Source organism: Mannheimia pernigra (assembly GCF_013377995.1).
In the GTDB taxonomy this organism is placed as follows: domain Bacteria; phylum Pseudomonadota; class Gammaproteobacteria; order Enterobacterales; family Pasteurellaceae; genus Mannheimia; species Mannheimia pernigra.
In genome coordinates this window covers 2,110,539-2,123,978 of the sequence record NZ_CP055305.1, presented here as the reverse complement: position 1 = coordinate 2,123,978, position 13,440 = coordinate 2,110,539, and the positions used below count along the sequence as shown (strand labels likewise).

The window sequence follows — 13,440 nt, the reverse complement described above, 5'->3', positions numbered from 1 at the left end:
CATTTTTTATTTTACAAATACAAAAGGAACATTTTATGTCTATCAAAAAAGCAACATTAGCAAGTTTGATTTTATTGAGTTTAACGGCGTGTAGTAGCGGCGGTTCTGGCGGCAGCTCAAACAATGCAACAAAACCCAATGCTAAGCCGCAAACTACTCAACAACAAGCCGATAAAGCGGCAGCAGAAAAAGCAGCGAAAGCGGAAGCAGAACGTTTAGCGGCGGAAAAAGCAGCTAAAGAGAAAGCGGAAGCGGAGCGTTTAGCGGCGGAACAAGCGGCGAAAGAGAAAGCAGAAGCGGAGCGTTTAGCAGCAGAAAAAGCGGCGAAAGAGAAAGCGGAAGCGGAACGTTTAGCAGCAGAAAAAGCAGCGAAAGCGGAAGCAGAACGTTTAGCGGCGGAAAAAGCAGCTAAAGAGAAAGCGGAAGCGGAGCGTTTAGCGGCGGAACAAGCGGCGAAAGAGAAAGCAGAAGCGGAGCGTTTAGCAGCAGAAAAAGCGGCGAAAGAGAAAGCGGAAGCGGAACGTTTAGCAGCAGAAAAAGCGGCTAAAGAGAAAGCGGAAGCAGAGCGTTTAGCGGCAGAAAAAGCAGCGAAAGCGGAAGCGGAACGTTTAGCGGCGGAAAAAGCAGCGAAAGAGAAAGCGGAGGCGGAACGTTTAGCGGCGGAAAAAGCAGCTAAAGAGAAAGCGGAAGCGGAACGTTTAGCAGCAGAAAAAGCAGCGAAAGAAAAGGAGGAAGCAGAGCGTTTAGCGGCGGAAAAGGCAGCGAAAGAAAAAGCCGAAGCAGAGCGTTTAGCGGCAGAAAAAGCAGCTAAAGAAAAAGCAGAAGCAGAACGTTTAGCGGCAGAAAAAGCAGAGCAAGAGCGTCAAGCGAAAATTGCTCAATTAAAACCTATTGCGGTAGAAGCAGGATTAGATGCGCAGGCAGCGGAGAGTTTAGCCAATCAAAACGCATCTTCAAGTCCTGAGGAATTTAAGAAAATTGCTGAAGCTTACAAATTACAGCGTGATATTGATACGGCTAAGGGATTTTCAAAAAATGAATACTCTCAAGGCTTCAATTATGAGGGATATAGTCCATCAAGATCTGCTTCAAGTAGTTGTGTGAATTTCCGTTGTACAACTTGGGAGGGTACAACAGATTCGGGTAAGACAGTTTATAATCAAAAATATTCTGTAGTAATGGGAGACTATTCTTATCGTAATGGTCGTCAAAATGGATATCAGGTTAACGTGAATTCATTTGATGTTGAGGTAAAAGGTCTTAAAACATCTAATGAAGCTATTCCGACGGAGGGTTCTGCAACTTATACGGGTAAAGTATTTAGAGCTAAAGAAGTTGGTGAATTAACTTATAATGTTAATTTCCAAGAAAGAAATGGTGAAGGGAAGGTTACAGGGCTTAATGTAGGTCTGCTTAATTTGGATAAAGGGCAAATTGAGAATACAAAAATCTCTTCTACCATCAATCAAGATGAAATGAGCACATATTCATTAGAATTTTTTGGTCCAGAAGCAGAAGAGGTTAGTGGATCAATGAATTTAGGCGATCCTGATAGCAATTACGGTCTTGCCGGCACTCGTGGCGATATCCAAAAATAATCCTTTCTAATATCCAATGCTGTTTAACAACAAATTAAACGGCATTTATATTAACCGTATCTACCCATTTTATTTATCTTTATGAAAAAATATACCCTTTTATTACCACTTTTCAGCCCTTTTGTTTTGGCAGAAACCGTGATTGAACACAACGCCGACCCCGTTTCGTTTGAACGCCATTCACAAGCGGTGAAATTTGAACAAAAATTTGCAAAAAAGCCGCAAAAAACGACCGCTTACCTGCCTGAAAATTCACCTGACCAAACGCTTGAAGAGCAAATCAACACGGCGATTTTACGCCAAGATTGGCAATATTTAGCCCGGCTTTTACAGGATTATTCGAAACAAACGAATGCAGATCCGCTGTTGCTGGATTACGGCTTGGCGGCATTAGCCTATGCGGAAAAAGATCACCACAAGGCGATTTTTCATTATCGCCAACTGTTGGCGAAAAAGCCTGAATTAGTTTACCCTCGTTTTGATCTCGCCTTGATTTTGGCGGAAAATCAGCAGTTTCGTGAGGCAGAAAGTGAATTTCGCCAACTGACACTACCGCCCGATTTACGCCAAATTGCCGAACAAACGCAGCGGCAAATCGCAGAAAGTGAGCGTTGGCAGCCCGATTTTTACCTGCAATATACCCAAACGGATAACGTAAATAACGCCTCCGATTCCCCGATTGTGAATGTGAATGGGCGGATTTTTAGAAAAGATCCAAATAGCCTGCCGCAATCAGCAAAAGGGGGGAAATATGGCGTAGGCTTGGGGAAAATGCAGAATATTGGCGGCAATCATTTTGTGGGGGCAGATTTCCGCTACGATGGCGTCTATTACTGGAACAATCAGGATTACAACGAACAATCGCTTTCGATTTCCCCAAATTACAGCTACCGCACGGCACGTTACCGCTTAGGCATTTCGCCTTTTCTTGAGCAAAATTGGCTAGGCAGCCGCCGTTACAATTACCAGTTTGGTGCAAACTTAAATGCTTGGCGGGCGGTGAATGAGAAATGGTCGGTTTCCAGCCGTTTCACCCATTTACAAAAGCGTTATTTTGAACCGCTCACCGCAAGCCGATACAACGGTTACCTTAACCAAATTGGCTTGGGCGTGCAGTTACAAGCGGTCAAAAATTGGCGATTTTTTGCAAATTTAGACGGTAGCCGTGAAATTGCCCGTGAAAAAGCCCAAAGCTCCAATAAATTTTTGGTAAAAATCGGGGCAGTTTATCAAGGCGAACGTTGGGCAATGCAAGCGAATATCGGGTTTGGCAAACGCTATTTCGCCGATCCTCATTATCTGTTTGGCTACAAACGGGTGGATAAGGAATATCAAGCGAATATCAGCGTTTGGAATCGCCACTGGCATTGGCAGGGCATTGTGCCGAAATTGAATTTTCGTTACCAAAAAATGGATAGCAACATCGCCGATTTTTACTCTCGGGAAAATAAATCGCTATTTTTTACGTTAGAGAAGTTATTCTAGTGCTGATTTTTTGCACTACGCATACGCTTGCGTAACAAGCCGTAGAAAAAAATGAATGAAATGATGGCGAAAAAGCTATTTTCAGGTTATTCTAGTGCAATTTTTTATATCGGGCTGAGCCCCAATTTTATATTAGGTTGTTTCTATGAGCGAAAAATACACAAATGAAAAATATGTGGTAACGTGGGATATGTTCCATATGCACGCCCGTAAGTTGGCAGAAAATTTATTACCCGCTTCTCAGTGGAAAGGGATTATTGCCGTAAGCCGTGGCGGTTTGTTCCCTGCTGCGGTATTATCGCGTGAATTGGGTATTCGCCACGTAGAAACAGTTTGTATCGCAAGCTACGAGCACGATAGTCAAGGTGAGTTAAAAGTGTTACACGCGGCAGAAACCGATGGCGAAGGCTTTATTGTGGTTGATGATTTAGTTGATACAGGTAATACCGCAAAAGAAATTCGTAGAATGTATCCGAAGGCTCGTTTTGTAACGGTATTTGCAAAACCGCAAGGAGCCTCACTTGTGGATGATTATATTATTGATATTCCACAAGAAACGTGGATTGAGCAGCCGTGGGATTTAGGTATTACCTTTGTTCCACCTTTGGCTCGTTAGTCATTTCGTGTAATGGACAATGAAAATTGTCCATTATTTTTATCTGTTTTAAATTAGTTAAGAAAATGAGTTTAGGTCATCTTTATATTATTTCAGCACCAAGTGGTGCAGGTAAATCTTCGTTAATTAACGCATTATTGGGCGATTTGCCTCGTTCGGAAGTTCAGCTTTCTGTTTCTCATACAACACGTAGTCCACGTCCAGCTGAACAAGATGGCGTGCATTATTATTTTACTAGCCGAGAAGCATTTACGCATTTAATTGAACAAGGTCATTTTTTAGAATGGGCGGAAGTATTTGGCAATTACTATGGCACGTCGTTACCGATGATTGAACGTAGTCTTGAGCAGGGTATTGATGTTTTTCTTGATATTGATTGGCAGGGAGCAAGACAAATTCGGGAAAAAGTGAAGAATGTGAAAACTATCTTTATTCTCCCACCGTCAAAAGCAGAATTAGAAAAGCGTTTGATTGGGCGTGGGCAGGATTCTGATGAAGTGATTGCCAAACGTATGGCGGAAGCTGTATCGGAAATGAGTCATTATGATGAATTTGATTATGTGATTATTAATGATGATTTTCAACAAGCGTTATCTGAGCTGAAAGCGATTTTGCTTGCAGAGCGTGTGAGTTTGAGTAGTCAGAAAATTCGCCATATAAATCGGATCAGTGAGCTGTTAAATAATTAAATGAACAATTGTTCATTTTAACTGGAAAGAAAAAAGGTTCTTGGTTAGAATACGCCACTTTTCTACCTCAATTATTTCTATTCCCAAAGGACGTATAATGAAACTCTCAAAATCAGCGTTTTCGGTAGTATTAGCATTAACGCTAACCGCGTGTACTACAGGAAATATGAGCAATGATGGTACTTTGCAGCAAGCACAAGAGACTTATCAACGCTATGATGAAATTACCAAACAATATCGAATTAATGAGCAATGGTGGCAAGGCTATAATGATGCACAATTAAACCGTATTGTTGATTTAGCGATTAAAAATAATCTTGATTTAGCTAAAAGCAGTATTGCGGTCAATAAAGCACTTTACAATGCTAATTTAGTTGGGGCAAATTTAGTACCAACTTTTAGCGGTTCTGGGTCGGTTTCTGCAGCAAAAGGTTTGGGTTCTTCTTCCTCTAATAATGTTTCAACTGGCGTTTCAACAACCGCGGCTCAAGCGGCATTTAATTTAAGTTATACCATTGATTTATGGCGACGTTTGGCAGATACCGCAAGTGCAGCAGAGTGGGGGCATAAGGCTACGATTGAAGATTTAAAGGCAACACGTTTGTCTATTATCAATTCAGTTGTAACAACTTATTACCAACTCGCTTATTACTATGATGCTATTCGTATTACCGAAGAGAACGTAAAAAATTACGAGCAAATTGGTCGTATTTTAACGAATAAAATGAATGCGGGTGTCATTGACAGTTTGTCGGTTGATCAAGCACAACAAGCCGTATTAAGTGCGAGAAATAAGGTTATTGAATTACGAACAATGCAAAAATCAGCGGAGCAGACGTTACGTAATTTGCTAAATCTTCACCCAAATACACCGCTTCATATTCGTTATCCAAATGTGATGGATGTGAAATTACAAGGTGTAGATTTGAATGTACCCGTTTCAGCTATTGCAAATCGTCCTGATGTGTTAGGTTCATTACAACGCTTAAGAAGTGCATTTAAATCTTTAACTGCGACAGAGAAAAGCTGGTTCCCAACTTTAACGATTGGTGGCTCTATTACAGGCAGTGCAACAAATGTGGGTAATATTGCAGATAATCCTATTGGTAATGGGTTAATTAAACTGGATTTGCCATTCTTGGATTGGAACCGTGTAAAAAATAACGTAAAAATTTCAGAAGCAGATTATGTAACGGCTCGTTTAAATTATGAGCAAAAAATTACCGCAGCATTAAATGAAATAGATCGTTATTACTACAACTATACGCAATCAATAAGTGCGTTAAAAATGTTACAAGATACTTATAATCACGATAAACGAATTAGTTCATATTACAAAAATCGTTATGATCAAGGGGTTGCAGAATTCCGTGAGTGGATTGCAGCAATGAATACAGAGCGTAATTCACAATTTGCGATTTTAAATGCAAAATATTCCATTTTAACCAATGAAAATGCGGTTTACCAAGCAATGGCTGGCAAGTATAGAAAATAGCATATACATATAGAAATTTAAGTTTAAAAAGCGTGAATATGGAAACTCACGCTTTTTTAATTAATTTTATTGTAAGCCCAGCACTTTCCTGCCGTTGATACTTGCAATATTTGCCATTTCTTCTAAGTTAGTAAAGCGGCAGCCAGCAGAAAGCAGACTTAACTCTTGCCACATATCGCCTTCGCATAATGGAACCATATAGTCACAAATATTATCTGTGCCGATTGCAACTGTAATGCCTTCAGGAATGAGTTCATCAGCAGGTGTTAAGGCATTATGGAAAGGTTGTAAATCTTCTTTACGGCTACTATCAATCCACGCCATCGGACAAGCAATGACCATCATTTGGCTATCACGCATTTTTTGATATAGCATTTTGCGATACTCTTTGGGATGAGCACCAATCGAGATGCCGTGAATTGCTACTACTTTGCCTTGCATTCCGTGCTCTATTGATTTATCGCAAAGTTGTTCCGTCTCTTTTTCTGTTGGTGAGTTAAATTGATCGACGTGGACGTGTAACATTTTACCGAGCGATTTGGCGGTATCCATTAAAATATCCATTGCCTCCAGGCCTTTGCCGTAATCAAGTTCATCACGATAGGGCAGCCCTCCAATAATATCGACCATTTCCGAGCCAATATCGAACCATTTTTTCGCAGTTGGCTCAATAACACCTTTTAAAGTTTGGTTGGCAAATTTTAGGATAATATCATTTTTATACACTTCACGTGCTTTATGGGCAGCAATAATAGCTCTATCTTCACATACCTGATCGATATCAACAAAAGTTCCGAATGCAGTTACGCCTTGTGAAATCATTAACTCAATTGCTTGTGAAAAGCGACGGTAGTAGTCATCAACGCTTGAATTGCGTTTAACTTCATCGACTAAATCCCATTTTTGTTGTAGATTCGCATTTTGGTAAACGGTGATTTTCTCTGGTGTCATCGTAAATGCACGGTCTGCGTGAGCGTGTGCATTAACCCAGCCTCCTTGTTTGATTATTTCATCACGAATATGACCTTTTAAGGTGCGAATCAACAGGCTCATATATGCTATTCCTTTTCAATATTATCAATTTGGGTTTAAAAATCGGCTTAGGTAGTTGCTCTTAATTGAGCTGATATTACAAAAAAATCGCTTTACAGCGATTTTTAATATTTAGAAATGAATAAAAAAACAGCTACGCCTCGAAAAACGATGCGTAGCTGTTTAGCATTTTGTGTTTTGAAAATAAGAGAATTCATTTCTAGTTCCTTGTTTGGACTAGGGCGGTAGTATAATGCGTTTTTTATTAAATAGCAAACGTTTGCGATGATTGAAATTAGTCGATAAACTTTTTACAATAAGGCGTTCTCATTGGGGTGCAACAAGCGGTTGTTTTTAGGTAAAAATTTGCAAAATTTTATACAAATCAAACCGCTTGTAGCTGAGAAATACCCATAGAACCTGATCTGATTAATATCAGCGTAGGGATTTGAGATAAGCAACTTTGCCTTTCTTAAATCCTTCTATCTACTTAATTTTAGAAGGACTTTTTTATGAAATTGATTTTATCTTCACTGGCATTACTGACTGCTACGGCATTTGCCAATCAACCAACACTAACAGTTTATACTTACAGCTCTTTTGCCTCTGAATATGGCCCTGCTTATAAGTTGGAACAGAATTTTGAGAAAGAATGTCAGTGCGATTTAAAGTTTATGCCGTTTGATGATAGCGTAACGATGTTTAATCGCGTCCGTTTAGAAGGCAAAAAAACCAAAGCTGATGTGGTATTAGGTATTGATAATTTCTTACAAGCTGAGGCAGAGAAAAGCGGATTATTTACCGAATTTGAGGCCAAAACTAAATTAGAGATTAAAGACAAAATTTTCTTTCCGTATGATATGGGGTCTTATGCCTTTATTTATGATAAAGAAAAGTTAAAAAATCCGCCTAAAAGTTTAAAAGAGCTTGTGGAACGCCAAGATCTCAAAGTCATTTATCAAGATCCTAGAACCAGCAGTGTTGGGCGTGGCTTCTTAATGTGGGTAAATCAGGTCTATGGTGATGAAACGCCAAACGCGTGGAAAACATTAGCAAAACACACAGTAACAGTAGGTAAAGGCTGGTCTGAAACCTACGGGGCTTTCTTAAAAGGGGAGTCGGATCTCGTGCTAAGTTATACCACCTCTCCTTTATATCATAAGTGGCACGAAAAAACGGATAAGTATGTCGCTGCCCCTTTCGAGGAAGGGCATTTAGTTCAAGTTGAAAATGCTGCTATTGTAAAAACGACTAAGCAAAAAGCCCTAGCAAATCAATTTCTTGAATTTTTACATCAACCAGAGTCACAACATATTATTTCTTATCATAATGTGATGAACCCTGTTTTAGCTGAGGGAACAGACCCTGCTTTTGCAGATATGCCAACCTATAAAAAATTAGCATTTACCCCACCATCTAATGAGGTAGTGCAAAAATGGCTTGCTGATTGGTCAAAAAGTTGGTAAATAAATAGGCAGATAAATAGCCGAATTGATATTCGGCTATAATTGTGTGCAAATAAATCCATAAATGTAAAAATCTTGCAAATTTATTTGTGAGTCAGTTAATTTTGTGTTATTTATAGCCGCCATTACTAAAAACCCGAAGATTTGATTTTTTTCGTATAAAGTAGTTACAAGGAAGTTAGTTTGTTATTCGGGAATAATTTAACAATAAAATTCCAAACAAGGAGTAAATCTATGACTGAAGCGGCTAAAACCACCTCTCTCGGATTATTGGCATTAGCAGGCGTGCAGCCCTATGAAGCTAAAAAAGATGAAGAATATATGAATGAAGCTCAACGTGAGCATTTCAATAAAATTCTAAAAGCTTGGCATAGTCAAATTATGGAAGAAGCAGAACGCACTAAAAGCCAGCTTCAAGAAGATATGACGAACTTTGCTGATCCTAACGACCGTGCAAGCCAAGAAGAAGAATTTAGCTTAGAGCTTCGTAATCGTGATCGCGAACGTAAATTGTTGAAAAAAATTGAGCAAACATTGTATAAAATCCAAGAAGATGATTATGGTTTTTGCGAAACCTGCGGTGTGGAGATTGGGATAAAACGCTTAGAAGCTCGCCCAACAGCAGATTTATGTATTGATTGTAAAACCTTAGCTGAAATTCGAGAAAAGCAATTAGGTTTATAATTTGTGCATAATGCCTCTTTTTTAAGAGGCATTTACTATTTAGAGGTGTATTATTTTTAATTATATTAAGTCATTGTTTTCCAAACCGAAAAAACGAAATACGGAAAATGAAAACCAGGCAAGAGAGAAGCAAGTGGTGAGCGAGCAAAGCCATCATCGCTCAAAGCGTGCTACGCCTAAATTTACAGAATCAAAAAGTCAGTCAAACAGAGAGAAAGGGCATCATAATGCACCATCACATATAGTGCATAAAAAATTTGTGGTGAATGCTTCACAATACGGCATTAGCCCGAAGGGATTTCCTAAAAATGCACTTTCTATTGTCGATAAATTGCATATTGCTGGCTTTGAAGCCTACATCGTAGGCGGCTGTATTCGAGATCTTCTGTTTGAGAAAAAACCAAAAGATTTTGATATTGCAACGAATGCTCGTCCAGAAGAAATTCAACGTATTTTTGGCAGACAATGCCGATTAATTGGTCGTCGTTTTCGTTTAGCACATATTATGTATGGGCGTGAAATTTTTGAGGTGGCAACTTTCCGAGCAGGGCACGAATCTCACCGTAATGATAAAATTTCAAAAGTCAGCGATGAGGGAATGTTACTTCGTGATAACGTCTATGGCACGTTAAGAGATGATGCCGAACGACGAGATTTTACGGTTAATGCTTTATATTACGACACTAAACGTAATTTAATTTTTGATTTTTTTAGCGGTATTGAAGATTTACGAGCGGGTAAATTATGCTTGATTGGTGAGCCTGCTATTCGCTATCAAGAAGATCCTGTACGGCTACTCAGAGCAATTCGTTTTATGGCGAAGCTAGATATGTTTTTGGATAAACCAACGCAGGATCCAATTCGTGATATGGCGGTACTGCTAACGAATATTCCAGCGGCTCGTTTATTTGATGAGTCGTTAAAGCTATTGCAAACAGGCGTAGGGCTAAAAACTTATCAGCTCTTGCGTGAGTATAATTTGTGGCAATTTTTATTCCCCGTTTTAACGCCATTTTTCACCCCAAAAAACGACTCTAATGCTGAGCGTATGATTATTAAAGCGTTAAATTCGACGGATGAACGTATTGCTGATAAATTGCCTGTCAATCCTGCTTTTTTATTTGCGGCACTGCTTTGGTATCCATTGTGTGAAAAAATAGAACAGCTTAAAAATGAAGGTGGTTTCAACAATCACGATGCGATGCTACTTGCAGCAAATGATATTTTGGCAGAGAGTTGTAAGGCTATCGCTTTACATCGCCGTCATACCTCAGTCATTCGCGATATTTGGGCGTTGCAATTCCAGATGACGAAGCGTGCAGGCAATCGTCCACAGCAAACATCAGAACATATTAAGTTTCGTGCAGGGTTTGATTTATTGGTTATGCGTGCAGAAATTGAGGGCGGCGATTTGGTTGAACTCTCTGCGTGGTGGCACGAGTACCAATTTAGTAATGATGTACAACGTGGCGAGTTATTAAAATCTTTTCGTCATTTACCACAGGCTCAGCTTGAACAGAAGAAAAAACGCCGCCGTAGAACCTTTAAGAAAAAGCCAAAATCGGCAAAGGCAGAATAATTTCGTCGGGCAGACCAATCTGACTGCCCGTTTTTACAAAGGAAAACTATGGAAACCGTTTATATTGCCTTAGGCTCAAACCTAGATGATCCGCTAGAACAAATCAAACAAGCGGTCGGAAAATTGAAAAAATTTGCCATTCGTTTGGAAAGCAGCCCTTTTTACGGCTCGAAACCGATTGGGCCGCAAGATCAACCCAATTATGTAAATGCAGTGGTGAAATTTGAAACAGACTTGTCGCCAATAGCACTATTAGACAAACTACAAAGTATCGAAAATGAACAAGGTAGGGTGCGTTTACGCCGTTGGGGTGAGCGGACTTTAGATTTAGATATTATTTTGTACGGCAATCAGCAAATTCAAACCGAGCGTTTAACTGTGCCGCATATTGAAATGAAAAATCGTGAATTTGTGATTGTACCTATGTTTGATTTAAATCCTGAATTGGTATTACCTACAGGGGAAAAGTTAGCCGATATTTATCAGCAATTTAAAGATCATCAAATGGTTAGATTCAACGAATCACTAGATAATTAAAAGAGTTGCGAAGCGAGCTGAATTTGAATAAAAAAGCAATTACCGCAATATTACGGTAATTGTACGATTTGTTAGATGACCACATTCGTGAAAGGGTATAAGATCGAAAGGAAGGTTGAGATAGTCCAAGCGGTCGGATTTTTGATATTTTTTCCCAGTAATAGCCACGCCAACATAGATAAAATAACAAATTGTGCGACAAAATAGAGACTAAATGGCAGTAACGACATTTCAGGCATTACTTGTAGATATTGATATAGCACGAATGCTGACCAGCAGTAGTTGAGTATCAACGCAATCAAGGCGGCTTTGACTAATAATTTCAAGAAAACCTCTAAACGGCTTTTTGCCAACATTAAATACCAACCCGCTAATAAAATACCGAGCAATACTTGAGCGAAGTTATTAGCACGAATGCCATTAAATAGTGAGCGTAGCTCAAACCAATAAATGGCTAAATATTCAATGATACCAATCGTAACAATACCAAATCCACAATATATCAGTGTGTTATACAAATTTTCATCTTCGGGCAAGCGGAAATAGATTAGGCAAGATAAAATGGCAGCAAAGCTTGCAATTGCCATTGGGTTGTATTTGGGGGTAAAGCCAATCGAATAAATAAAATTCCCCACAGCAAAAATCAGTAAAAAAGGCAAAATAAAAGTGAGGCGGTTGGTTTGCCCACGACAAATTTCCCCTTTCCATAACACTAAGAGGGCAATTAAAGAAGTCACAAAAAACGCCAATAAATAAGGAGAGATAAAAATTGCATTGCGTGGGGCTGCGTAAAAATTAAGTACCATTTCAATAAATAACATTAACACCATTGGCAAGGCGGCGTGTGTGGCAATTTCAAGTTTTGACGGCGTATAGTTATCGTGAGCCATAAGGAATCCCAAAAATATAAAGAAAAATGATTTCGAACCCAAATTATGCCATAATACGCAAGACTTTTTAACTTCAAGGGGGAAAGAAAATATGCGAATTTTACACACAATGTTACGTGTTGGAGATTTAGAACGTTCAATTAAGTTCTATACCGAAGTATTAGGGATGCGTTTATTACGCAGAAGTGAGAACGAGCAATACAAGTACTCTTTAGCTTTCTTAGGTTATGCTGATGAAAGCGAAAGTGCAGTCATTGAGCTGACTTACAACTGGGGTGTGGAAAGCTACGAACTAGGCACAGCTTATGGTCATATCGCATTAGGCGTTGATGATATTTATCAAACGATTGAAGATGTGCGTGCCGCAGGCGGTAATATTACGCGTGAGCCAGGCCCTGTATTAGGCGGCACAACCGTGATTGCATTTGCTGAAGATCCCGATGGTTACAAAATCGAATTTATTGAAAATAAAAACGCACAAGCCGCATTAGGAAACTAATTCCTTTCACATAGTCACAAGCGGTCGGATTTGTAAAAAATTTTGCAAATCAGACCGCTTGTATTTTTAAGTTGAAATAAAATGGAAAATATAACTGAATCTATCCCTCAATCGACTACACCACCAACCGATTATAATCTATTAAAAAATCGCTTTCGTGGCTATTTGCCTGTTGTGATTGATGTTGAAACGGCAGGGCTAAATGCTCAAACCGATGCGTTATTGGAGCTGGCGGCAATTACTGTGAAAATGGACGAAAACGGCTATTTAGTTGAAGATCAAAAATGCCATTTTCATATCAAACCGTTTGAAGGGGCAAATATCAACCCCGAATCTCTTAAATTTAACGGCATTGATATTGATAACCCCCTGCGTGGTGCGGTGGCAGAGAATATTGCGATCCCTGAAATGTTTAAAATGGTGCGTAGGGCGATGAAAGAACAAGGTTGCCAGCGTGCGATTATTGTGGCTCATAATGCCACATTCGATCAGAGTTTTTTACAAGCAGCAATCAAGCGGATTAACGCTAAACGTGATCCATTCCACCCTTTTGCAATGTTTGATACCGCAACACTTGCTGGTTTTATGTATGGGCAAACCGTGTTAGTTAAAGCCTGCCAAGCTGCCCAAATTAACTTTGACGGACACCAAGCGCATTCAGCATTATACGATACCGAAAAGACCACAGAGCTATTTTGTGCTATGGTGAATAAACTAAAAGATTTGGGCGGCTTTCCACACATTTAGTGTAGAGGAAGATGGGCGTTATTTTTCAATTTTTATTATTTAAAAGATGGCTCTCTAAAAAAATATAATCTAGCTATTTACACAGTTCTTCTATATAAATAAAATGGTAATCATTTTTAATTA

Annotated in this window: 13 protein-coding genes and 1 riboswitch; of the genes, 11 read left to right on the top strand and 2 right to left on the bottom strand. The window is 39.3% G+C overall.

The genetic code is table 11. The annotated features are described in order from the left end of the window. The first annotated feature begins 35 nt into the window (after positions 1–35). The 5 genes from HV560_RS10045 to tdeA all read left to right on the top strand — a co-directional run bounded on the left by HV560_RS10045 (position 36) and on the right by tdeA (position 5,883). A complete protein-coding gene (locus HV560_RS10045) occupies positions 36–1,598 on the top strand; it encodes a factor H binding protein domain-containing protein (RefSeq protein ID WP_176812783.1) in 1,563 nt (520 codons plus the stop codon). A gap of 81 nt (positions 1,599–1,679) precedes the next feature. After that, positions 1,680–3,083: a surface lipoprotein assembly modifier gene (locus HV560_RS10040; RefSeq protein WP_176812782.1), complete on the top strand. Its 1,404-nt coding sequence runs from the start codon at positions 1,680–1,682 to the stop codon at positions 3,081–3,083. A gap of 145 nt (positions 3,084–3,228) precedes the next feature. Further along, positions 3,229–3,699, top strand: coding sequence for a xanthine phosphoribosyltransferase (gene gpt / locus HV560_RS10035; RefSeq protein ID WP_159631076.1), 471 nt, complete (start codon positions 3,229–3,231; stop codon positions 3,697–3,699). A gap of 65 nt (positions 3,700–3,764) precedes the next feature. Continuing rightward, positions 3,765–4,388 carry a guanylate kinase gene (gene gmk / locus HV560_RS10030; protein WP_176812781.1) on the top strand — a complete coding sequence of 208 codons (624 nt, stop codon included), beginning with the start codon at positions 3,765–3,767 and terminating at the stop codon, positions 4,386–4,388. A 97-nt stretch (positions 4,389–4,485) separates the two neighbouring features. Then, the gene (gene tdeA, locus HV560_RS10025; protein WP_176810309.1) at positions 4,486–5,883 is read left to right on the top strand and encodes a toxin/drug exporter TdeA; all 1,398 of its coding nucleotides are present in this window, start codon (positions 4,486–4,488) and stop codon (positions 5,881–5,883) included. 66 nt (positions 5,884–5,949) lie between these two features. Here the strand turns inward: tdeA and HV560_RS10020 are convergent, their stop codons facing one another. Further along, positions 5,950–6,936, bottom strand: a complete 987-nt coding sequence (locus HV560_RS10020; RefSeq protein WP_176812780.1) for an amidohydrolase family protein — start codon at positions 6,934–6,936, stop codon at positions 5,950–5,952. 300 nt (positions 6,937–7,236) lie between these two features. Continuing rightward, a riboswitch (TPP riboswitch) is annotated at positions 7,237–7,380 on the top strand. A gap of 47 nt (positions 7,381–7,427) precedes the next feature. Here HV560_RS10020 and thiB point away from each other — a divergent pair. The 4 genes from thiB (at position 7,428) to folK (ending at position 11,181) form a co-directional block, all read left to right on the top strand. Next, entirely contained in the window at positions 7,428–8,381 is a 954-nt protein-coding gene (gene thiB, locus HV560_RS10015) for a thiamine ABC transporter substrate binding subunit (RefSeq protein ID WP_176812779.1), read from the top strand. Positions 8,382–8,615: 234 nt separating this feature from the next. Continuing rightward, positions 8,616–9,065, top strand: a complete 450-nt coding sequence (gene dksA, locus HV560_RS10010) for an RNA polymerase-binding protein DksA (protein WP_159631066.1) — start codon at positions 8,616–8,618, stop codon at positions 9,063–9,065. Positions 9,066–9,198: 133 nt separating this feature from the next. Further along, a complete protein-coding gene (pcnB, locus tag HV560_RS10005; RefSeq protein ID WP_420371392.1) occupies positions 9,199–10,644 on the top strand; it encodes a polynucleotide adenylyltransferase PcnB in 1,446 nt (481 codons plus the stop codon). A gap of 48 nt (positions 10,645–10,692) precedes the next feature. Beyond that, positions 10,693–11,181: a 2-amino-4-hydroxy-6-hydroxymethyldihydropteridine diphosphokinase gene (gene folK / locus HV560_RS10000; RefSeq protein ID WP_176812777.1), complete on the top strand. Its 489-nt coding sequence runs from the start codon at positions 10,693–10,695 to the stop codon at positions 11,179–11,181. A gap of 71 nt (positions 11,182–11,252) precedes the next feature. On the opposite strand, the gene HV560_RS09995 is transcribed toward folK, so the two are convergent. Next, entirely contained in the window at positions 11,253–12,071 is an 819-nt protein-coding gene (locus HV560_RS09995) for a hypothetical protein (RefSeq protein ID WP_176812776.1), read from the bottom strand. A gap of 91 nt (positions 12,072–12,162) precedes the next feature. Between HV560_RS09995 and gloA the strand changes: the two genes are divergently transcribed. Together gloA and rnt are read left to right on the top strand one after the other, a co-directional pair. Beyond that, the gene (gene gloA / locus HV560_RS09990; RefSeq protein WP_236650864.1) at positions 12,163–12,570 is read left to right on the top strand and encodes a lactoylglutathione lyase; all 408 of its coding nucleotides are present in this window, start codon (positions 12,163–12,165) and stop codon (positions 12,568–12,570) included. Between the two features lie 81 nt (positions 12,571–12,651). Next, the gene (gene rnt, locus HV560_RS09985) at positions 12,652–13,317 is read left to right on the top strand and encodes a ribonuclease T (RefSeq protein WP_006252190.1); all 666 of its coding nucleotides are present in this window, start codon (positions 12,652–12,654) and stop codon (positions 13,315–13,317) included. Positions 13,318–13,440: the final 123 nt, after the last annotated feature.

Coding starts and splice junctions, on each gene's coding strand:
- folK (WP_176812777.1), top strand. CDS start 10,693: ATGGAAACCGTTTATATTGCCTTAGGCTCAAACCTAGATGATCCGCTA.
- gloA (WP_236650864.1), top strand. CDS start 12,163: ATGCGAATTTTACACACAATGTTACGTGTTGGAGATTTAGAACGTTCA.
- thiB (WP_176812779.1), top strand. CDS start 7,428: ATGAAATTGATTTTATCTTCACTGGCATTACTGACTGCTACGGCATTT.
- HV560_RS10040 (WP_176812782.1), top strand. CDS start 1,680: ATGAAAAAATATACCCTTTTATTACCACTTTTCAGCCCTTTTGTTTTG.
- rnt (WP_006252190.1), top strand. CDS start 12,652: ATGGAAAATATAACTGAATCTATCCCTCAATCGACTACACCACCAACC.
- tdeA (WP_176810309.1), top strand. CDS start 4,486: ATGAAACTCTCAAAATCAGCGTTTTCGGTAGTATTAGCATTAACGCTA.
- HV560_RS10020 (WP_176812780.1), bottom strand. CDS start 6,936: ATGAGCCTGTTGATTCGCACCTTAAAAGGTCATATTCGTGATGAAATA.
- gmk (WP_176812781.1), top strand. CDS start 3,765: ATGAGTTTAGGTCATCTTTATATTATTTCAGCACCAAGTGGTGCAGGT.
- HV560_RS09995 (WP_176812776.1), bottom strand. CDS start 12,071: ATGGCTCACGATAACTATACGCCGTCAAAACTTGAAATTGCCACACAC.
- gpt (WP_159631076.1), top strand. CDS start 3,229: ATGAGCGAAAAATACACAAATGAAAAATATGTGGTAACGTGGGATATG.
- dksA (WP_159631066.1), top strand. CDS start 8,616: ATGACTGAAGCGGCTAAAACCACCTCTCTCGGATTATTGGCATTAGCA.
- HV560_RS10045 (WP_176812783.1), top strand. CDS start 36: ATGTCTATCAAAAAAGCAACATTAGCAAGTTTGATTTTATTGAGTTTA.